Source organism: Pseudomonas sp. KH_046_2, from assembly GCF_057838985.1.
In genome coordinates this window covers 1,305,751-1,325,249 of the sequence record NZ_CM174480.1, presented here as the reverse complement: position 1 = coordinate 1,325,249, position 19,499 = coordinate 1,305,751, and the positions used below count along the sequence as shown (strand labels likewise).

At 58.6% G+C, this 19,499-nt stretch carries 17 protein-coding genes; 1 reads left to right on the top strand and 16 read right to left on the bottom strand.

Annotated features, from left to right (window positions below):
• Positions 1–113: 113 nt before the first annotated feature.
• The 16 genes from dnaE to rpsB form a co-directional block, all read right to left on the bottom strand.
• Positions 114–3,635, bottom strand: coding sequence for a DNA polymerase III subunit alpha (gene dnaE, locus AC3IX1_RS05920; protein WP_489387484.1), 3,522 nt, complete (start codon positions 3,633–3,635; stop codon positions 114–116).
• A 76-nt stretch (positions 3,636–3,711) separates the two neighbouring features.
• Positions 3,712–4,338 (bottom strand): ribonuclease HII, encoded by a 627-nt coding sequence (gene rnhB / locus AC3IX1_RS05915; protein ID WP_340316675.1) that lies wholly within the window; start codon positions 4,336–4,338, stop codon positions 3,712–3,714.
• Positions 4,339–4,349: 11 nt separating this feature from the next.
• On the bottom strand, positions 4,350–5,480 hold the full coding sequence (gene lpxB, locus AC3IX1_RS05910) for a lipid-A-disaccharide synthase (RefSeq protein ID WP_489387483.1): 1,131 nt from the start codon (positions 5,478–5,480) through the stop codon (positions 4,350–4,352).
• Positions 5,481–5,482: 2 nt separating this feature from the next.
• Complete coding sequence (gene lpxA / locus AC3IX1_RS05905; protein ID WP_489387482.1) at positions 5,483–6,259, bottom strand: acyl-ACP--UDP-N-acetylglucosamine O-acyltransferase; 777 nt, start codon at positions 6,257–6,259, stop codon at positions 5,483–5,485.
• Positions 6,256–6,696 carry a 3-hydroxyacyl-ACP dehydratase FabZ gene (fabZ, locus tag AC3IX1_RS05900; protein WP_007978374.1) on the bottom strand — a complete coding sequence of 147 codons (441 nt, stop codon included), beginning with the start codon at positions 6,694–6,696 and terminating at the stop codon, positions 6,256–6,258. Before fabZ ends, lpxA begins: the two co-directional genes overlap by 4 nt.
• 108 nt (positions 6,697–6,804) lie before the next feature.
• On the bottom strand, positions 6,805–7,860 hold the full coding sequence (gene lpxD, locus AC3IX1_RS05895; RefSeq protein ID WP_489387481.1) for a UDP-3-O-(3-hydroxymyristoyl)glucosamine N-acyltransferase: 1,056 nt from the start codon (positions 7,858–7,860) through the stop codon (positions 6,805–6,807).
• Between the two features lie 3 nt (positions 7,861–7,863).
• A complete protein-coding gene (locus AC3IX1_RS05890; protein WP_056720972.1) occupies positions 7,864–8,367 on the bottom strand; it encodes an OmpH/Skp family outer membrane protein in 504 nt (167 codons plus the stop codon).
• A 45-nt stretch (positions 8,368–8,412) separates the two neighbouring features.
• Positions 8,413–10,788: an outer membrane protein assembly factor BamA gene (gene bamA / locus AC3IX1_RS05885; RefSeq protein WP_489387480.1), complete on the bottom strand. Its 2,376-nt coding sequence runs from the start codon at positions 10,786–10,788 to the stop codon at positions 8,413–8,415.
• Positions 10,789–10,862: 74 nt separating this feature from the next.
• Positions 10,863–12,215, bottom strand: a complete 1,353-nt coding sequence (gene rseP, locus AC3IX1_RS05880; RefSeq protein ID WP_489387479.1) for a sigma E protease regulator RseP — start codon at positions 12,213–12,215, stop codon at positions 10,863–10,865.
• 53 nt (positions 12,216–12,268) lie between these two features.
• Positions 12,269–13,459: a 1-deoxy-D-xylulose-5-phosphate reductoisomerase gene (gene ispC, locus AC3IX1_RS05875; RefSeq protein WP_489387478.1), complete on the bottom strand. Its 1,191-nt coding sequence runs from the start codon at positions 13,457–13,459 to the stop codon at positions 12,269–12,271.
• Positions 13,456–14,262 (bottom strand): phosphatidate cytidylyltransferase, encoded by an 807-nt coding sequence (locus AC3IX1_RS05870; protein WP_489387477.1) that lies wholly within the window; start codon positions 14,260–14,262, stop codon positions 13,456–13,458. The genes ispC and AC3IX1_RS05870 overlap by 4 nt, the downstream gene beginning before the upstream one ends.
• Positions 14,262–15,017: a polyprenyl diphosphate synthase gene (uppS, locus tag AC3IX1_RS05865; protein WP_489387476.1), complete on the bottom strand. Its 756-nt coding sequence runs from the start codon at positions 15,015–15,017 to the stop codon at positions 14,262–14,264. Before uppS ends, AC3IX1_RS05870 begins: the two co-directional genes overlap by 1 nt.
• Before the next feature lie 14 nt (positions 15,018–15,031).
• Entirely contained in the window at positions 15,032–15,589 is a 558-nt protein-coding gene (gene frr / locus AC3IX1_RS05860) for a ribosome recycling factor (RefSeq protein ID WP_042557876.1), read from the bottom strand.
• Entirely contained in the window at positions 15,586–16,329 is a 744-nt protein-coding gene (pyrH, locus tag AC3IX1_RS05855; protein ID WP_056720982.1) for a UMP kinase, read from the bottom strand. Before pyrH ends, frr begins: the two co-directional genes overlap by 4 nt.
• Positions 16,330–16,539: 210 nt before the next feature.
• A complete protein-coding gene (gene tsf / locus AC3IX1_RS05850; protein ID WP_489387475.1) occupies positions 16,540–17,403 on the bottom strand; it encodes a translation elongation factor Ts in 864 nt (287 codons plus the stop codon).
• Between the two features lie 189 nt (positions 17,404–17,592).
• Complete coding sequence (rpsB, locus tag AC3IX1_RS05845; protein WP_008052780.1) at positions 17,593–18,330, bottom strand: 30S ribosomal protein S2; 738 nt, start codon at positions 18,328–18,330, stop codon at positions 17,593–17,595.
• A 371-nt stretch (positions 18,331–18,701) separates the two neighbouring features.
• Here rpsB and map point away from each other — a divergent pair, with 371 nt between their 5' ends.
• The gene (gene map / locus AC3IX1_RS05840) at positions 18,702–19,484 is read left to right on the top strand and encodes a type I methionyl aminopeptidase (protein ID WP_489387474.1); all 783 of its coding nucleotides are present in this window, start codon (positions 18,702–18,704) and stop codon (positions 19,482–19,484) included.
• The last annotated feature ends 15 nt before the right edge of the window (positions 19,485–19,499 follow it).

The following is a 19,499-nucleotide window of genomic DNA, read 5'->3' as shown; positions in this document are numbered from 1 at the left end:
AGGATTCTTGGGCCGGCCGGTTGTCTATTCGCGCCCTACCTTAAGGGACAGGCGCGTTGAGGTCGAGATTAAAAATTCAGGTCAAGGTCAGGGCAATCTGATAGCACTGACCGTCAACGGTATTGGAGGAAGACGTTGTCTCGCCCGAACTGGTCACGCAGGGCTTGAATCAACGCATCCGCCGGATCGATCCGCCAGCCTTCGCCGAACTGCAACATGGCCTTCGCATCAGGGCTGGTGTAGTCCATGGTGACCGGGCACGCGCCGCGGTGACGCTTCAACAGTTCACCCAGCCAGCGTAGCTGATCGCCCTTGAGGTCCTTGGCATGCAACTTCAGGCGCAGGCTCTCGGCCAGGTTGGTGCGCGCATCTTCCATGCTCATCACCCGCTTGACCCGCAACTTCAGGCCACCGGAGAAGTCGTCATTGCTGACCTCGCCTTCGACCACCACCATCGCATCGGTCTGCAACAGCGACTGCGCGGAATGGAACGCCTCGGAAAACAGCGAGGCCTCGATCCGTCCGGAGCGGTCGTCGAGAGTGATGAACCCCATCTTGTCGCCCTTTTTGTTCTTCATCACCCGCAAGGCGATGATCATCCCGGCAACAGTCTGGGTATCGCGCGCCGGTTTCAGGTCGATGATGCGCTGGCGGGCGAAGCGACGGATTTCACCTTCGTATTCGTCGATCGGGTGACCGGTCAGGTACAGGCCGAGGGTATCTTTCTCCCCTTTCAGGCGCTCCTTGAGGGTCAGCTCCTTGGCCTTGCGGTGATTGGCGTAGACGTCGGCGTCTTCTTCGACGAACAGACCGCCAAACAGGTCGGAGTGTCCGCTGTCCTGGGTGCGCGCGGTCTGTTCGGCCGCCTTGATCGCTTCTTCCATGGCCGTCAGCAGCACCGCGCGATTGCGGTCGATGTTGGCCTGGTAGGCTTTCTGCTCGTCGTGGAAATACGGCCCGAGGCGATCCAGGGCACCGCTGCGGATCAAACCGTCGAGAGTGCGCTTGTTGATACGCTTGAGGTCGACCCGGGCGCAGAAATCGAACAGATCCTTGAACGGACCGGCCAGACGCGCTTCGGTGATCGCCTCGACCGGGCCTTCGCCCACGCCCTTGATTGCACCCAGGCCGTAAATGATCCGGCCTTCGTCGTTCACCGTGAACTTGAATTCGGACGTGTTCACGTCCGGCGCGTCGAGACGCAGCTTCATGGTCCGCACTTCTTCGATCAAGGTCACGACCTTGTCGGTGTTGTGCATATCCGCCGAGAGTACCGCGGCCATGAACGGCGCCGGGTAGTGCGTCTTCAGCCATGCGGTCTGGTACGACACCAGGCCATAGGCGGCGGAGTGGGACTTGTTGAAGCCGTAACCGGCGAATTTTTCCACCAGGTCGAAAATGTTACCGGCCAGGTCCGCGTCGATATTGTTGGTGGCGCAACCTTCAATGAAGCCGCCGCGCTGCTTGGCCATTTCCTCGGGTTTTTTCTTACCCATGGCTCGACGCAGCATGTCCGCACCACCGAGGGTGTAACCGGCCATGACCTGGGCAATCTGCATCACCTGTTCCTGATACAGGATGATGCCGTAGGTTGGCGCCAGTACTGGCTTGAGGCCTTCGTACTGGTAGTCCGAGTGCGGATACGCCAGCTCGGCGCGACCGTGCTTACGGTTGATGAAGTCGTCCACCATGCCCGATTGCAGCGGGCCCGGACGGAACAGTGCCACCAGTGCGATCAAGTCTTCCAGGCAGTCGGGCTTGAGCTTTTTGATCAGCTCTTTCATGCCCCGGGATTCAAGCTGGAACACCGCCGTGGTTTCGGCTTTTTGCAGCAAGGTGTAGGTCGGCTTGTCGTCCAGCGGAATGAACGCGATATCCAGCGGCGGTTCGTTGACCTTGGCGCGGTCGCGGTTGATGGTTTTCAGCGCCCAGTCGATGATCGTCAGGGTCCGCAGACCGAGGAAGTCGAACTTCACAAGGCCGGCCGCCTCGACGTCGTCCTTGTCGAACTGGGTTACCAGGCCGTCACCGGCCTCGTCGCAATAGATCGGCGAGAAGTCGGTCAGCTTGGTCGGGGCGATTACAACACCACCGGCGTGCTTGCCGACGTTACGCACAATGCCTTCGAGCTTGCGGGCCATTTCCCAGATTTCCGCGGCCTCTTCATCGACCTTGATGAAGTCGCGCAGGATTTCTTCCTGCTCGTAGGCCTTTTCCAGGGTCATGCCGACTTCGAACGGAATCATCTTCGACAGACGATCCGCCAGGCCGTAGGACTTGCCCTGCACCCGCGCCACGTCGCGGACCACAGCCTTTGCCGCCATGGAACCGAAGGTGATGATCTGGCTTACCGCATTGCGGCCGTACTTCTCGGCCACGTAGTCGATGACCCGGTCACGACCGTCCATGCAGAAGTCGACGTCGAAGTCGGGCATCGATACCCGTTCCGGGTTAAGGAAACGTTCGAACAGCAGGTCATATTCCAGCGGATCGAGGTCGGTGATCTTCTGTACGTAGGCCACCAGCGACCCGGCACCCGATCCACGGCCAGGACCCACCGGCACGCCGTTGCTCTTGGCCCACTGGATAAAGTCCATCACGATCAGGAAGTATCCCGGGAACCCCATCTGGATGATGATATCCAGCTCGAAATTCAGCCGGTCGACATAGACCTGACGCTTGGCTTCGTAGTCTTCGGTGGTGTCTTTGGGCAGCAGTACACTAAGGCGCTCTTCCAGGCCGTCGAAGGACACCTTGCGGAAGTACTCGTCGATGGTCATGCCATCGGGGATCGGGAAGTTGGGCAGGAAGTGCGTGCCCAGCTTCACTTCGATGTTGCAGCGCTTGGCGATCTCGACGGTGTTTTCCAGCGCTTCGGGAATGTCGCTGAACAGCTCGGCCATTTCATCGGCGCTTTTGAGGTACTGCTGATCACTGTAATTCTTCGAACGCCGCGGATCGTCGAGGGCGCGACCCTCACCGATGCAAACGCGGGTTTCGTGGGCAGCGAAGTCTTCCTGCTTGATGAAGCGCACATCGTTGGTCGCCACCAGCGGCGCACCGAGCTTCTCGGCCAGGGCCACGGCGCCGTGCAGTTGCTCTTCATCGTTGGGGCGGTTGGTGCGCTGGATTTCCAGATAGAAACGATCCGGAAACACTTCCATCCATTCGCGGGCCAGGGTTTCGGCCTCGACGGGGTTGCCGCTGAGCATGGCCTGGCCGATCTCGCCTTCTTTGGCCGCCGACAGCATGATCAAGCCCGAGTTGGCTTCAGCTACCCATTCGCGTTCGATGATGATCGCGCCGTTGCGCTGACCATCGATGAAGCCGCGGGAAATCAGTTCGGTAAGGTTGCGATAGCCTTCGGCGTTCATCACCAGCAGGCTGATCCGGCTAAGCGGATTGTCCGGATCCTTGTTCGACAGCCACAGGTCGGCGCCGCAGATCGGCTTGATCCCGGCACCCATGGCGTTTTTATAGAATTTGACCAGGGAACACATGTTGTTCTGGTCGGTGACCGCTACGGCAGGCATGTTCATGCCGACCAGGGTCTTGACCAGCGGTTTGATCCGCACCAGACCGTCGACCAGGGAGTATTCAGTGTGCAGGCGTAGGTGAACGAATGAAGCCGGCATAGTGATCCTGCGTTAAGTCATGAAAACAACAAGGCCCGGATTGTACCGGGCCTTGAGTAAAACATCAGCCTTGCGACTAACTCTCGATCAAACCTTCACGAGCCTCATATGCCAGCCGCACCGGAGCAAACGAACGCCGATGAATCGGGGTCGGCCCAAGCCGTGCCAGTGCTTCCAGATGAACGGGCGTCGGGTAGCCTTTATGCCCGCCGATGCCGTAACCCGGGTAGATCAATTCGAACGCGGCCATTTCACGATCGCGGCTGACCTTGGCCAGGATCGATGCGGCGGCGATGGCTGGAACCTTGCTATCGCCCTTGACCACAGCCTCGGAGCGCATCGGCAGTTTCGGGCAACGGTTGCCGTCGATCATCGCCAGCTTCGGCTGAACGTGCAGCCCGGCGACCGCGCGCTGCATGGCCAGCATGGTGGCGTGCAGGATATTCAGTTCGTCGATTTCTTCGACTTCGGCGCGAGCGATGCACCAGCTCAGGGCTTTTTCGCAGATTTCGTCGTAGAGCTTTTCGCGACGGGCTTCGGTGAGTTTCTTCGAGTCGTTCAGGCCGAGGATCGGGCGGTTCGGATCAAGGATCACTGCCGCCGTCACCACCGCGCCACAGAGCGGACCGCGACCGACTTCATCGACACCGGCAACCAACTCTTCGATTTCAGCGACCAAGGTGAAATCCAGCCCCATCTGCATATTCGTTTTACTCATTTTACTTGGCCGATCAGGTTCAGCACTGCGTCCGCAGCCTGGTTGGAGGCATCCAGACGCAGGGTCCGGTGTATCTCGTCAAAACCGCGGGTCTGCTCTTCCCCACCCTCGATCAGCGGCGACAAGGTCTGGGCCAGCGCATCGACCGTGGCATCGTCCTGCAACAACTCGGGCACCAACAGACGCTGGGCCAACAAGTTCGGCAACGAAATGTAGGGGCTTTTCACCATGCGTTTGAGAATCCAGAACGTCAGCGGCGCCAGGCGATAGGCGACCACCATCGGCCGCTTGTACAGCAGCGCTTCAAGCGTTGCAGTGCCGGAGGCAATCAACACCGCATCGCATGCTGCCAGGGCCAAATGGGATTTGCCATCGAGCAAGGTCAGTGGCAAATCGCGACCGGCCAGCAATGCTTCGATCTGGGTCCGGCGCTGAGGACTGGCGCAGGGCATGACAAATCGCACACCCGGACGCATTGCCCGTAGGCGCTGCGCCGTATCGAGAAACAACGCACCGAGCCGGCCGACTTCACCGCCACGGCTGCCGGGCATCAATGCCACCAGCGGCCCGTCGGGCAAACCGAGTTCGGCCCGCGCAGCAGCGCGATCGGCCTGGAGTGGAATGGCATCGGCCAGGGTATGGCCGACGAACCGCACCGGCACGCCTTTCTCTTCGTAGAATCTGGCTTCGAACGGGAACAGCGTGAGCATCAGGTCGCAGCCTTCGCGAATCTTCAGCACGCGTTTCTGCCGCCAGGCCCAGACCGACGGGCTGACGTAATGCACGGTCTTGATTCCGGCCTGGCGCAGCTTGAGTTCGATATTGAGGTTGAAGTCCGGGGCGTCGATACCGATGAACACATCGGGTTTCGCGTCGATCAGGTCGGCGACCAGCTTCTTGCGCCGCGCCAGCAGTTCGCGCAACCGGCCCAGCACTTCCACCAGGCCCATGACTGACAGACGCTCCATCGGGAAATACGAGGTCAGGCCTTCAGCCTGCATCAACGGACCACCGACACCGATGAACTCGACCGCCGGGTGGCGAGCCTTGAGCGCGCGCATGAGGCCCGCACCCAGAATGTCACCGGAAGCCTCACCCGCTACCAGCGCAATACGCAGATTGGCCATGGTTAGCGAGTGATGCCGCGGGTCGAAGACTGGATGGAGTCACGGAATACCGCTACTTCCGGGAATTGCGTAGAAGGCTCGGCCAGTTCGGCGAGTGCCTGCTCCACGGTCAGGCCCTGGCGGTACACCACCTTGTAGGCGCGACGCAGCGCGTGGATCGCATCTTCGCTGAAGCCCCGACGGCGCATGCCCTCGAAGTTCATGCTCCGGGCTTCGGCAGGGTTGCCGAACACCGTGACATACGCAGGAACATCCTTGCCGATCGCCGTACCCATGCCTGAAAAGCTGTGGGCGCCAATGTGGCAATACTGGTGAACCAGGGTAAAACCGGAGAGGATCGCCCAGTCTTCCACATGCACATGGCCCGCCAGTGCGGTGTTGTTCACCAGGATGCAGTGGTTGCCGATAACGCTGTCGTGGCCGATGTGGGCATAGGCCATGATCAGGTTGTGATCGCCCAGGGTCGTTTCGGAACGGTCCTGGATGGTGCCACGGTGAATCGTCACACCTTCACGGATGACGTTGTGATCACCGATCACCAGGCGGGTTTCCTCGCCCTTGTACTTCAGGTCTGGTGTGTCTTCACCCACCGAGGAAAACTGGTAGATGCGATTGTGCTTACCGATTCGGGTCGGGCCCTTGAGAATCACGTGTGGCCCGATGACTGTCCCCTCGCCGATTTCCACACCTGCGCCGACGATCGACCACGGGCCGACCTCGACGCCGTCAGCCAGAACGGCTGTCGGATCGATGATTGCACGAGGGTCAATCAAACTCATAGTTTGCGTTCCGCACAGATGATTTCAGCCGAGCAGACAGGCTTGCCATCGACCGAAGCCTGGCATTCGAACTTCCAGATCTGACGCTTGCAGCTGATGAACTTCGCCTCAAGGATCAGTTGATCGCCCGGCAACACCGGCTGGCGGAAGCGCAGCTTGTCGGAACCGACGAAGTAATAGAGCGTGCCATCGGCCGGTTTCACATCGAGCATTTTGAAACCAAGGATCCCGGCAGCCTGAGCCATTGCCTCGATGATCAATACGCCCGGCATGATTGGGTGCGCAGGGAAGTGACCATTGAAGAATGGTTCGTTGATGCTGACATTCTTGTAGGCGCGAATGCGCTTGCCTTCAACATCCAGCTCCACTACCCGGTCCACCAGCAGGAACGGGTAACGGTGAGGCAGGTATTCGCGAATCTCGTTGATGTCCATCATTTCGGGGGGAAGCCTATGTAAAGATTGGGAGCGCGCGACTGACGCACGTTCCTCTAGCAAATCAAGGAGGCAGTCTAGCGGCTGTGCACACTTGATATGGAAATGGTATCAGCCATCTGATGAAGCATTACCGTCAGGGGTCACTTCCCCTACCTGCTTTTCCAGCTGGCGCAGACGCCGCGCGATGTCATCGAGCTGACGAATGCGTGCCGCGCTTTTGCGCCACTCGGCCGCCGGCTGCATGGCCGTACCGGAAGAATAGGCGCCTGGCTCGGTAATCGAGTGGGTCACCATGGTCATCCCGGTGATGAAAACGTTGTCACAAATGTCGATGTGCCCCACCAGGCCTACGCCACCGGCGAGCATGCAATGCTTGCCGATTTTGGTGCTGCCGGAGATCCCGACGCACGCCGCCATGGCAGTGTGATCGCCCACCTGAACGTTGTGGGCAATCTGAATCTGGTTATCGAGCTTCACGCCGTTACCGATGACGGTATCGGCCAACGCACCGCGATCTATAGCCGTGTTCACGCCGATTTCAACATCATCGCCGACCAGCACACCACCGATCTGGGCGATTTTCTGCCAGATACCTTTTTCATTGGCAAAGCCGAAGCCTTCACCGCCGAGTACCGCACCGGACTGAATGACGACCCGCTTGCCGACGCGAACGTCGTGATACAAGGTCACCCGCGGCGCAAGCCAGCCACCCTCACCCACCACGCTGCGAGCGCCAATGAAGCAATGCGCGCCGACAGTCGTACCGGCTGCCACCTGCGCACCGCTTTCGATCACCACAAAAGCGCCGATACTCGCCGCCGGGTCGACAACCGCATCCGCCGCGATCACCGCCGTCGGATGAATCCCGGCTGCGGCCTTGGGCTTGGGATCGAACAGGTGAGAAACACGCGCGTAGGCTGCGTACGGATCCGGTACCACCAGCACATCCCCGCCATGACCTTCGGCGTCAGCGGCCTTGAGCAACAGGGCTGCAGCCTGACTGCCTGCCAGGTACTTGCGGTATTGGGGGTTTGCAAGAAAGCTCAACTGAGCTGGGCCAGCCTCCTGCAAGGTGGCTAGCCCAGTAATTGCTTTCTCGGGGTCGCCACGTAGCGTGGCGCCGAGGAACTCGGCCAGCTGGCCGAGCTTAATGGTCACGGTCATGGGTTACTTCAGCTGATTCATGCGCTCGATAACCTGGCGAGTGATGTCGTACTGAGGCTTGACATCAATCACTGCGCCACGCTCGAAGACCAGGTCAAAAGCACCTTTCTTGATGACTTCTTCCACAGCGCTGTCCAGTTTCGGCTTGAGCTGCTTCAGCATTTCACGGTCGGCAACGGCTTTGGCTTCGTTCAGTTCCTTGGACTGGAACTGGAAGTCACGGGCCTTTTGCTTGAACTCAAGCTCCAGACGCTCGCGCTCGCCCTGCTGCATTTTGTCGCCACCGGCCATCAGGCGATCCTGAATGCCCTTGGCGCTGGTTTCCAGCGACTTGAGCTTGGTCAGCTGAGGGCCGAACTTCTTCTCGGCATCCACGGCGTATTTCTTGGCCGCGTCGGACTCCAGCAGAGCCATCTGATAGTTCAGAACAGCAATTTTCATGTCGGCGAACGCCGGACCAGCGACCAGTACGCTGGCCAGGAGAACCAATTGAGTCAACTTACGCACGATGCACTCCTACAAAATTCATTGTCGTTATCTTGGGTCAGACGCTTAGAACGTCTGGCCGAGAGAGAATTGGAACACTTGAGTTTCAGCATCATCCGGTTTCTTGACCGGCATGGCCAAAGCGAAACTCAGAGGACCCAGTGCGGTGACCCAGGTCACACCCACACCGACGGAACTGGCCATGTTGCTCAGGCTGATGTCATTGCACTTGGTGTTGGACTTCGAGCCATCCGCGTTTGTGGTATCCGAGCAAGACGAATCGAACACGTTACCCACATCCCAGAATACCGATGTACGCAGGGAGCGTTGATCCTTGACGAACGGCAGCGGGAACAGAACTTCCACACCACCCTGGATCAGGACGTTACCACCGAACGGCAGCGGATCCTGGTCCGGGTCGAACGCTGTACCAGGGTTCTTGCCGGTACTTGGCGTACTGCGAGGACCCAGGGTGCTGTCCTTGAAGCCGCGTACCGAGTTGAAACCACCAGCATAGTAGTTTTCATAGAAAGGCAAGCCATCGGTCGATCCGTAACCATCGCCATAACCCAGTTCGGTGTGCAGACGCATGGTGTAGTTCTCGCTCAATGGCTGGAACAACTGGCCACGGTAGTCGAGCTTGAAGAACGACAGGTCGCTGCCTGGAATCGTGGATTCCAGCACCAGGCTCTGGGAATGACCACGGGTAGCGAGTACGCCCTTGTTCAGAGTGGACTCGGACCAGCCGGCCGAAGCCTTGAAGTTCAGGTACTTGTCGCCTTCCTGGTTAACGAAGTCAAAGATCTCGTCAACGGTGTACACACCGGTCTTGATCTCGTCCTGCTGAGCCGTCAGGCCAAAGGTCAGACGCGAAGTCTCGCTGATCGGGTAGCCAACGCTCACGCCTGCACCCAGGCTGTCTACGGCGTAGCTGGCGATGTCGGTATCGAGCTCGTCATAGTCAGTCGTGCGGTAGAACGCGTTGTAACCCAGGCTCACGCCGTCGGCGGTCCAGTAGGGGTCGACAAAACCGAAGTTATAGCGAGTCTGGTATTCGCTTTTGGTCAAACCGACGCTGACCTTGTTACCGGTACCCAGGAAGTTGTTCTGGGTGATCGAACCACCGAGGATCAGACCGGCGCTCTGGGCAAAACCGACGCTGGCGGTAATCGAACCGGAGGCTTGTTCTTCAACGCTGTAGTTGACGTCCACCTGGTCATCGACACCCGGCACGGCTGGAGTCTCAACGTTGACTTCCTTGAAGAAGCCCAGACGCTCCAGACGGGTCTTGGATTGGTCGATCAGGTAGGTCGAAGCCCATCCGCCTTCCATCTGACGCATTTCACGACGCAGCACTTCGTCTTCGGACTTGGTGTTGCCACGGAAGTTGATGCGGTTCACGTAGGCACGCTTGCCCGGATCGACCGCGAACAGGATATCTACGGTGTGATCTTCATCGTGCGGTTGAGGCACGCCGTTGACGTTGGCGAAGGTATAGCCTTCGTTACCCAGGCGACGGGTGATCAGTTCGGAGGTGGTGGTCATCAGCTTGCGCGAGAACACCTGGCCTTTTTGCACCAGCAGCAGGGACTTGACCTGGTCTTCAGGGACTTTCAGGTCACCGCTGAGCTTGACGTCACGAACGGTGTACTTCTCGCCTTCGTTGACGTTGACGGTGATGTAGACGTGCTTCTTGTCTGGCGTAATGGAGACCTGGGTCGAAGCGATATCCATGTTGATATAGCCACGATCCAGGTAGTAGGAACGCAGGCGTTCCAGGTCACCGGACAGTTTTTCACGGGCGTACTTGTCGTCGTTCTTGAAGAACGACAACCAGTTGGTGGTCTTGAGTTCGAACAGGTCGATCAGGTCTTCATCAGGGAAGACCGTGTTGCCCACCACGTTGATGTGCTGGATAGCGGCAACGGTGCCTTCGTTGATGTTGACCTTCAGGCCGACGCGATTACGCGGCTGTGGCACCACCTCGGTGTCGACGGTAGCCGAGTAGCGACCCTGGGCAACGTACTGGCGTTGCAGTTCGTTACGCACACCTTCGAGGGTGGCACGCTGGAAGATCTCGCCTTCGGCCAGACCGGATTGCTTGAGGCCTTTCATCAGGTCTTCGGTAGAGATCGCCTTGTTGCCTTCGATCTCGATACTGGCGACCGACGGGCGCTCGACTACCGTGATGACCAGGACGTTGCCATCGCGACCCAGCTGGATATCTTGAAAGAAACCGGTTTTGAACAACGCACGAGTGGATTCCACCAGGCGACGATCATCCGCCTGTTCACCGACGTTCAACGGCAAAGCACCAAAGACGCTACCCGCGGAGACCCGCTGGAGGCCATTGACGCGAATATCAGAGATAGTGAAGGACTCGGCGTGAACTTCGGCGATCATCAATACGGTGAGAACCGCAGTTAGCAGCAGACGTTTCATGAAGTCCTTTCTTATTCCAACTGGCAATAAACAAACTGCCGCAAAATGCGGCAGATTCGCAATTCAGCGAAGCGTTACAGTCGACCCAGATCATTGACAAGAGCAAGCAACATCACCCCGATCACCAAACTGATACCGATCTGTACCCCCCAACCTTGCACCCGATCTGACAAGGGACGACCACGCACCCACTCGATCAGATAAAACAACAAATGCCCCCCATCCAGTACCGGAATGGGCAACAAATTCAGAACACCCAGGCTAATACTCAGATAAGCAAGGAAATTCAGGAAATCAGCAACACCCGACTGGGCCGAAGCGCCCGCCACTTTAGCAATGGTTATCGGTCCACTCAAGTTTTTTACCGAGAGCTCACCGAACAACATTTTCTTCAGTGAATCGAGGGTCAGCACGCTCATGGTCCAGGTGCGTCGAGCCCCCTCGCCAATTGCTGCCAATGGCCCGTAGCTGACCTCGCGAATCATCTCCGGCGGCCAGTCGATCGCCTTCACCCCAGCCCCCAAATAACCGCTGGGTGACTTGCTCTCGCCGCGAGCTGCAAGCGTCACAGGGACGTCGATTTGAGCACCGTCGCGCTCGACCCGCAGCATGATTTTGGTATCAGGATGCTTGCGGACGGTATCGACAACCTGCTGCCAGTCATCCAGCGCACGACCATCGAGCGCCAGCAGCCGGTCACCGGTCTTCAGGCCGGCAGCCTGAGCCGGCCCCTTTGGATCGAGTTCGGCCAGGACAGGCGGCAATGCCGGACGCCACGGACGAATCCCCAACGAATGGATTGGGTCGGGCTCGTCAGCCCCTTTGAGCCATTTGTCCAGCGCAAGTTCACGAGGAGAATCGGTCGTAGAACCTTGTTCGCGCACCATTACCTGCAACGAACCGCTCTCGCCCAGGCGACGTACCAGCTGCAGGTTCACCGCCGCCCAGCCGGAAGTCACCTCGCCATCAATGGCGACGATTTCCTGGCCGGGGCTCAAACCCGCCTTGGCCGCAATACTGCCGGACTCGACAGCGCCGATGACCGGACGCACCTGCTCGCTGCCGAGCATCGCCAATGCCCAGAAGAACACCAAAGCCAGCAGGAAGTTGGCAATCGGCCCCGCGGCTACGATGGCAATACGCTGACGAACGGATTTGCGATTGAAGGTTTGATCAAGCTGATCGAGCGGTACTTCACCCTCGCGCTCGTCGAGCATCTTGACGTAGCCGCCCAACGGGATGGCGGCGACGACAAATTCGGTACCCTGCTTATCGTGCCAGCGCAGCAAAGGCATGCCGAAGCCTACGGAGAAGCGCAGCACTTTGACCCCACAGCGACGCGCGACCCAAAAATGGCCGAACTCGTGGAAGGTAACCAGCACACCCAGAGCGACCAGGGTGCCGACAATCATATAGAGCGCGCTCATCTACTTTCTCCGCATTCCTATCCGCTGCTGCCTGGGTCGACTATCCGCAGCATTTACCGCCCGTGACGGCTCAACCATTGTCCGGCCAGCAATCGCGCCTTCGCGTCTGCCGTGAACACTGCATCGAGATTATCCACAGCCACTACGGGCTCCAGATTCAGTACTTCCTCGATGATACTCGCGATTTCCGGGTAACGAACCCGTTCGTCGAGAAATGCCGCCACCGCCACTTCGTTCGCCGCATTGAGCATGGCTGGCGCGCTGTTACCCGCTTCGGCCGCCTGACGGGCCAGACGCAAGCAAGGGAAACGTTCTTCATCGGGCGCCTGGAAGTCCAGCCGCGCAATGGCAAACAGATCCAGCGGCGCCACACCAGAATCGATCCGCTCCGGCCAAGCCAGGGCATTGGCGATGGGTGTGCGCATGTCCGGATTGCCCAACTGCGCCAGGACTGAACCATCGACGTAGTCGACCAGCGAATGGATCACACTTTGCGGGTGAATCACCACCTCGACCTGCGAAGGCCTGGCATCGAACAGCCAGCAGGCTTCGATCAACTCAAGCCCCTTGTTCATCATGCTGGCCGAGTCCACGGAGATTTTTCGCCCCATGGACCAATTCGGGTGAGCGCACGCCTGATCGGGAGAAACATGCGCCAGTTCAGCCAGTGGCGTCTGTCGGAACGGACCGCCGGAAGCCGTCAGCAAAATCCGGCGTACGCCGACCGACTCAAGGCCACGGGCATAATCCAGCGGCATGCACTGGAAAATGGCGTTGTGCTCGCTGTCGATCGGCAGCAACACCGAACCGCTCTTGCGCACCGCCTGCATGAACAGCGCGCCGGACATGACCAGCGCTTCTTTATTGGCCAGGAGGATCTTCTTGCCAGCCTCGACCGCCGCCAGTGTCGGGCGCAATCCCGCTGCACCGACGATGGCTGCCATGACCGTATCGACTTCCGGATCGGAAGCGACCTGACACAAACCTTCCTCACCTACCAGAACACGGGTCGAAAGACCTGCCGCGCGCAAATCATCCTGCAGGGTGCGGGCAGCTGCAACTTCAGGCACCACGGCAAATCGCGGGACATGGCGCACGCAGAGTGCCAGCAATTGACTCAAGCGGGTGAAGCCAGTCAAGGCAAAGACCTGGTATCGATCAGGGTGACGAGCGATGACGTCGAGCGTACTCAGGCCAATCGAGCCGGTCGCCCCCAGGACGGTAATCAGTTGCGGGCCGCTCATGGGGCCGCCATCCACAGCAGTACCGCAAACAGCGGAATCGCCGCCGTCAGGCTGTCGATACGATCCAGCACGCCGCCGTGACCCGGAAGCAGATTGCTGCTGTCCTTGATCCCGGATTGACGCTTGAACATGCTTTCAGTGAGATCACCCACCACCGAAATGAACACGATCAGCGCGGCACCGATCAACCCTTTGAACAGTTCGGCCACCGTCCAGTCGCGTACCAGAGCAACGATTGTGGTAATCACCAGGCTCAGCGCCAGACCACCGTACACGCCTTCCCAGCTTTTGCCCGGACTGACCTGCGGTGCGAGCTTGCGCTTGCCGAAAGCACGACCGGAGAAGTACGCGCCAATATCGGCCCCCCAGACCAACACCATCACCGCCATGATCAGCCAGTTACCCAGCGGGTATTGCTTGATCTGCACCAGGCCTTGCCAGGCCGGCAGGAGAATCAGCAGGCCGATCACCAACTTGGTTGCCGCATTGGACCAATGCTCGCTCGAACGCGGATAAGTCAGCACCAGATACGTCGCCACTGCCCACCACAGCACTGAAGCGCCCAATACCCAAGGCGCAAGGCCGGGCAGGATGTACATGAGGAACAGCGCCAAAGCGACCACGCCGGCATAGCCGACGCGGAACGATTGAGCGGCGAAACCCGCCAGACGCGCCCACTCCCAGGCACCCAGGGTCACGACCAGCCCGATGAACAGTGCAAAACCGGAACCTTCAAGCAGGAAAAACCCGCACAGGGCAATCGGCAGCAGGATCAGTGCGGTGATGATTCGTTGTTTAAGCATTAAACCCGGGCTCCAGCCTCGACCTGCTCGCTCGTTTTACCGAAGCGGCGCTGGCGGGAAGCGTAATCGGCCAGCGCATTGCGCATGGCATCGTGTTTGAAGTCCGGCCAGAACAGGTCGGAGAAATACAGCTCGGCATAGGCCAGCTGCCAGAGCAGGAAGTTGCTGATGCGGTGCTCGCCACCGGTGCGGATACACAGGTCCGGCAGCGGCAGGTCGCCCGTGGCCAGACAGGTCTGCAGCAGATCAGGCGTGATGTCTTCCGGACGCAGGTGTCCGGCCTGGACCTCTCGCGCCAGTCGCTGCGCTGCTTGCGCGATATCCCACTGACCGCCGTAATTGGCGGCGATCTGCAGGACAAATCGATTGGCGCCAGCCGTCATGGCCTCGGCTTCACGCATGGCAGCCTGCAGCTCGGGATGAAAACGCGAGCGATCGCCGATGATGCGCAGGCTGATGTTGTTGTCGTTGAGGCGCTTGGCCTCACGACGCAGCGCCTTGAAGAAAAGATCCATCAAAGCACTGACCTCATCGGCCGGACGCTGCCAGTTCTCACTGGAGAAGGCAAACAGTGTCAGCACCTCGACCCCGGCCTCGGCACACACCTCGATCACCGCCCGTACCGCATCCACACCCGCTTTATGCCCGGCGACACCCGGCATAAAGCGTTTTTTCGCCCAACGATTGTTACCATCCATGATGATCGCGACATGGCGCGGCACCGCGGACGGCGCAGTCTGCTTGGTCTTGTCCATTAAAAACTCGACCCTTATACGGCCATCAGATCCGCTTCTTTCTGCTTGGTAGCCGCGTCGATATCGGCTTCAGCCTTGTCGGTGAGCTTCTGGATATCGGCAGCGGCACGACGTTCTTCGTCTTCGCTGATTTCTTTGTCTTTAACCAGTTTTTTCAGGTCGCCCAAGGCATCACGACGAATGTTGCGCACGGCAACACGAGCGTCTTCAGCAGCACTGCGCGCCTGTTTGGTGAAACCCTTGCGGGTTTCTTCGGTCAGGGCAGGCATGGAGATCAGCAACAACTCGCCCAGGTTGGTCGGGTTGAGGTTCAGGCCGGCGCTCTGGATCGCTTTGTCGACCGCCGCGAGCATGTTGCGCTCGAACGCCACGACTTGCAGGGTGCGCGAGTCTTTAACGGTGATGTTGGCCACCTGAGTGATGGAGGTGTCAGCGCCGTAGTACGGCACCATCACGCTGCCCAGAATGCTTGGGTGGGCCTTGCCGGTACGAATCTGACCAAAAGCATGGGCCAGAGAGTCCAGGGATTTCTGCATGCGCTCTTGAGCGTCTTTCTTGATTTCGTTGATCATTGTGCGCCTTCCTCGATCAGGGTTCCTTCAGCGCCGCCGTGTACGATGTTCAGCAGGGCGCCGGGCTTGTTCATGTTAAATACGCGTAGTGGCATCTTGTGGTCGCGGCACAGGCAAATGGCCGTCAGATCCATCACACCCAGCTTGCGATCCAGCACTTCATCGTAAGTCAGATGATCGAACTTCTCGGCATGCGGGTCTTTGAACGGGTCTGCGGTGTAGACGCCATCGACCTTGGTCGCCTTGAGCACGACATCGGCATCGATTTCGATTGCACGCAGGCAGGCTGCCGAATCCGTCGTAAAGAACGGGTTGCCGGTACCGGCCGCGAAAATCACCACGTCCTTGGAGTTCAGGTGGCGCATGGCCTTGCGACGATCGTAGTGATCGGTCACGCCAACCATGGAAATAGCGGACATCACGATGGCCGAGATGTTGGCGCGTTCGAGCGCGTCGCGCATGGCCAGGGCGTTCATCACAGTGGCCAGCATGCCCATGTGGTCGCCGGTGACCCGGTCCATGCCAGCCTTGCTCAGCGCTTCACCGCGGAACAGGTTGCCACCACCGATAACCAGACCGACCTGGACACCGATGCCGACCAGTTGGCCAACTTCCAATGCCATGCGATCCAGAACTTTCGGATCGATCCCGAACTCTTCCGAGCCCATCAGGGCCTCGCCGCTAAGCTTGAGTAGAATGCGTTTATAGCGAGCCTGATAACCACTGCCCTGCTGAGCCATTGCGAATCTCTCCTGCGGCGTATTTTAAAAATTCTTTGCGAGCTGTTTACAGCTGGCGCTCACTCTAGCTTGGCGCTGCTTCAGCGCCATCGGAACACGGCTTTGTAAGCCAGTTCCAAAAGAAAACCAATTAAAAATTGGTGCCCCATCTGAAAAGAGGCTGCGCGCGTGAGCGGGCAGCCTCTTCTGGGCGACAGTTAAAAAACCGTCTTATTGCTTGGCGGCAGCCAGCTGGGCAGCAACTTCTTCTGCGAAGTTGTCCACTGGCTTCTCGATGCCTTCGCCTACTTTGAAGTAAGTGAAGGAAACGATTTCAGCGCCGGCTTTCTTGGCCAGGGCACCCACGGTAACTTCCGGGTTCATGACGAAAGCTTGCTCGACCAGACTGGCTTCAGCCAGGAACTTGGTGATGCGGCCGGCGATCATCTTCTCGACGATTTCAGCTGGCTTGCCTTTCATCTTGTCTTCGTTCAGGGTCAGGAAAACGCCCTTCTCGCGTTCGATGGCTTCTGGCGAAACCTGCGATGGCAGCAGGAACTCTGGGTTGCTTGCCGCCACGTGCATGGCGATCTCTTTGGCCAGCTGAACATCGCCGCCCTTGAGAACGACAGCAACACCGATCTTGTTACCGTGCAGGTAGGTGCCGACAACGTCGCCCTCTACGCGTACCAGGCGACGAATGTTGACGTTTTCGCCAACTTTGGCCACCAGGGCTTCACGAGCCGATTCCTGAGCGGCGATCAGCGGAGCTGCGTCGGTCAGTTTTTCGTCGAAGGCTTTTTCTACGCTGGCAGCAACGAAGTTCTTGAAGTCGTCTTGCAGGGCCAGGAAGTCGGTCTGCGAGTTGACTTCCAGCAGCACAGCTACCTTGTCGTCAGACTTGATGGCGATAGCGCCTTCAGCGGCAACGTTGCCGGCTTTCTTGGCAGCCTTGATGGCGCCCGAAGCACGCATGTCATCAATGGCTTTCTCGATGTCGCCGCCAGCCTGGGTCAAGGCCTTTTTGCAATCCATCATGCCTTCGCCGGTACGCTCGCGCAGTTCTTTGACCAACGCTGCAGTAATCTCTGCCATTTCAAAATCCTCTTGGATAGGTTTTCAACCATTCCACCCGATCGAACGGGCGATCAATTCTTCCCCAACCACCCTTGTTAGCTGCCGCACGTTACAGATAGAGCAGTGGGCGCCGACAAATGGTTTTCGAGGTGGCAAAAAGGGGGCCAAGCCCCCTTTTTGCTTACTGAGTCAACGCCAGGGCGTCAATTACTCAGCTGCAGCCTGAGTTTCTTCAGCTGCGAACTCTACAGTGCCGCCGGCAACATTGTTGCGACCACGGATAACAGCATCAGCCATCGAACCCATGTATAGCTGGATAGCGCGGATTGCGTCATCGTTGCCTGGGATGATGTAGTCAACGCCTTCCGGGCTGCTGTTGGTATCGACTACGCCGATAACCGGGATGCCCAGCTTGTTGGCTTCGGTGATCGCGATGCGCTCGTGATCAACGTCGATAACGAACAGAGCGTCTGGCAGACCGCCCATGTCCTTGATACCACCCAGGGAACGATCCAGCTTTTCCAGGTCACGAGTGCGCATCAGCGCTTCTTTCTTGGTCAGCTTGGCGAAAGTACCGTCTTCTGCTTGAACTTCAAGGTCACGCAGACGCTTGATGGAAGCACGGATGGTCTTGAAGTTGGTCAGCATGCCGCCCAACCAGCGGTGATCGACGTACGGCGAACCGCAACGTGCTGCTTCTTCAGCAACGATCTTGCCAGCGGAACGCTTGGTGCCGACGAACAGAATCTTGTTTTTGCCCTGGGCCAGACGCTCTACGAAAGTCAGAGCTTCGTTGAACATTGGCAGGGTTTTTTCAAGGTTGATGATGTGGATCTTGTTACGCGCGCCGAAAATGTACTTGCCCATTTTCGGGTTCCAGTAACGGGTCTGGTGACCGAAGTGCACACCGGCCTTCAGCATATCGCGCATGTTGACTTGGGACATGATAGTTCCTTAATAAGTCGGGTTTGGCCTCCACGTATCCCAATGACCAACCAGCAGCATCAGCTGAAGGCACCCAGGTCATCGTGTCGACACGTGTGTGGATTTAGGCTTTACGGGACATCCCCGGAAAGCGGCGCATTTTATATCACAAGACAGGGCAAAACGGAACCCGGATTCTGAAATCCTGGCGAGCGTTTTGCTCCTTCCCTTGGAATCCGCCAAGAATGCACCATTCTATAGAGAGAAGCGATGCACACAGGCGCAGATTTGCGCTGCTCGTCTGGTAGAATCGCATTTTTCAGGGCCGCGAAAATCAATCGCGCAACGCCCTTTCCGTTTAGAAAGCGCCGCCTGGCGCAGAGAGAGCCTGTATGACCGTCACCCTCAAAACCCCCGAGGATATCGCCAAAATGCGTATCGCCGGCAAACTGGCCGCCGATGTGCTGGAAATGATTGCCGAATACGTCAAGCCGGGCGTTACCACCGATCAACTGAACCAGATCTGCCACGACTACATCGTCAATGAGCAGAAAGCCATCCCTGCCCCGCTCAACTACAAGGGCTATCCAAAGTCGATCTGCACGTCGATCAACCATGTGGTCTGCCACGGCATCCCGAACGACAAGCCGCTGAAGGATGGCGACACCCTGAATATCGACGTCACCGTCATCAAGGACGGTTACCACGGCGACACCAGCCGCATGTTCCACGTCGGCACCGTGCCGGTCTGGGCCGAGCGCCTGTCCCAGGTGACCCAGGAATGCATGTACAAGGCGATCGAGATCGTCAAACCCGGCTGCCGCCTGGGCGACATCGGCGAAATCATCCAGAAGCACGCGGAAAAGAACGGTTTCTCGGTGGTTCGTGAATTCTGCGGCCATGGTATCGGCAAGGTGTTCCACGAAGAGCCGCAGGTCCTGCACTACGGCCGCGCGGGCACCGGCATGGAACTCAAGGCCGGCATGACCTTCACCATCGAGCCGATGATCAACCAGGGCCGTGCCGACACCAAAGTACTGGGCGACGGCTGGACCGCGATCACCAAGGACCGCAAGCTCTCGGCACAGTGGGAACACACCCTGCTGGTGACCGATACCGGCTACGAGATCTTCACCCTGCGCGGCGATGACACCATCCCTCGCGTTTCGGCCTGATCCCGTTACCGTACA

Bases quoted from the DNA above. Each gene is read 5' to 3' on its own strand.
- rpsB (WP_008052780.1), bottom strand. From the start codon at position 18,330: ATGTCCCAAGTCAACATGCGCGATATGCTGAAGGCCGGTGTGCACTTC.
- rseP (WP_489387479.1), bottom strand. From the start codon at position 12,215: ATGAGCGCGCTCTATATGATTGTCGGCACCCTGGTCGCTCTGGGTGTG.
- tsf (WP_489387475.1), bottom strand. From the start codon at position 17,403: ATGGCAGAGATTACTGCAGCGTTGGTCAAAGAACTGCGCGAGCGTACC.
- uppS (WP_489387476.1), bottom strand. From the start codon at position 15,017: ATGGACAAGACCAAGCAGACTGCGCCGTCCGCGGTGCCGCGCCATGTC.
- dnaE (WP_489387484.1), bottom strand. From the start codon at position 3,635: ATGCCGGCTTCATTCGTTCACCTACGCCTGCACACTGAATACTCCCTG.
- lpxB (WP_489387483.1), bottom strand. From the start codon at position 5,480: ATGGCCAATCTGCGTATTGCGCTGGTAGCGGGTGAGGCTTCCGGTGAC.
- rnhB (WP_340316675.1), bottom strand. From the start codon at position 4,338: ATGCAGATGGGGCTGGATTTCACCTTGGTCGCTGAAATCGAAGAGTTG.
- bamA (WP_489387480.1), bottom strand. From the start codon at position 10,788: ATGAAACGTCTGCTGCTAACTGCGGTTCTCACCGTATTGATGATCGCC.
- frr (WP_042557876.1), bottom strand. From the start codon at position 15,589: ATGATCAACGAAATCAAGAAAGACGCTCAAGAGCGCATGCAGAAATCC.
- fabZ (WP_007978374.1), bottom strand. From the start codon at position 6,696: ATGATGGACATCAACGAGATTCGCGAATACCTGCCTCACCGTTACCCG.
- lpxA (WP_489387482.1), bottom strand. From the start codon at position 6,259: ATGAGTTTGATTGACCCTCGTGCAATCATCGATCCGACAGCCGTTCTG.
- map (WP_489387474.1), top strand. From the start codon at position 18,702: ATGACCGTCACCCTCAAAACCCCCGAGGATATCGCCAAAATGCGTATC.
- pyrH (WP_056720982.1), bottom strand. From the start codon at position 16,329: ATGGCTCAGCAGGGCAGTGGTTATCAGGCTCGCTATAAACGCATTCTA.
- ispC (WP_489387478.1), bottom strand. From the start codon at position 13,459: ATGAGCGGCCCGCAACTGATTACCGTCCTGGGGGCGACCGGCTCGATT.
- lpxD (WP_489387481.1), bottom strand. From the start codon at position 7,860: ATGACCGTGACCATTAAGCTCGGCCAGCTGGCCGAGTTCCTCGGCGCC.
- AC3IX1_RS05870 (WP_489387477.1), bottom strand. From the start codon at position 14,262: ATGCTTAAACAACGAATCATCACCGCACTGATCCTGCTGCCGATTGCC.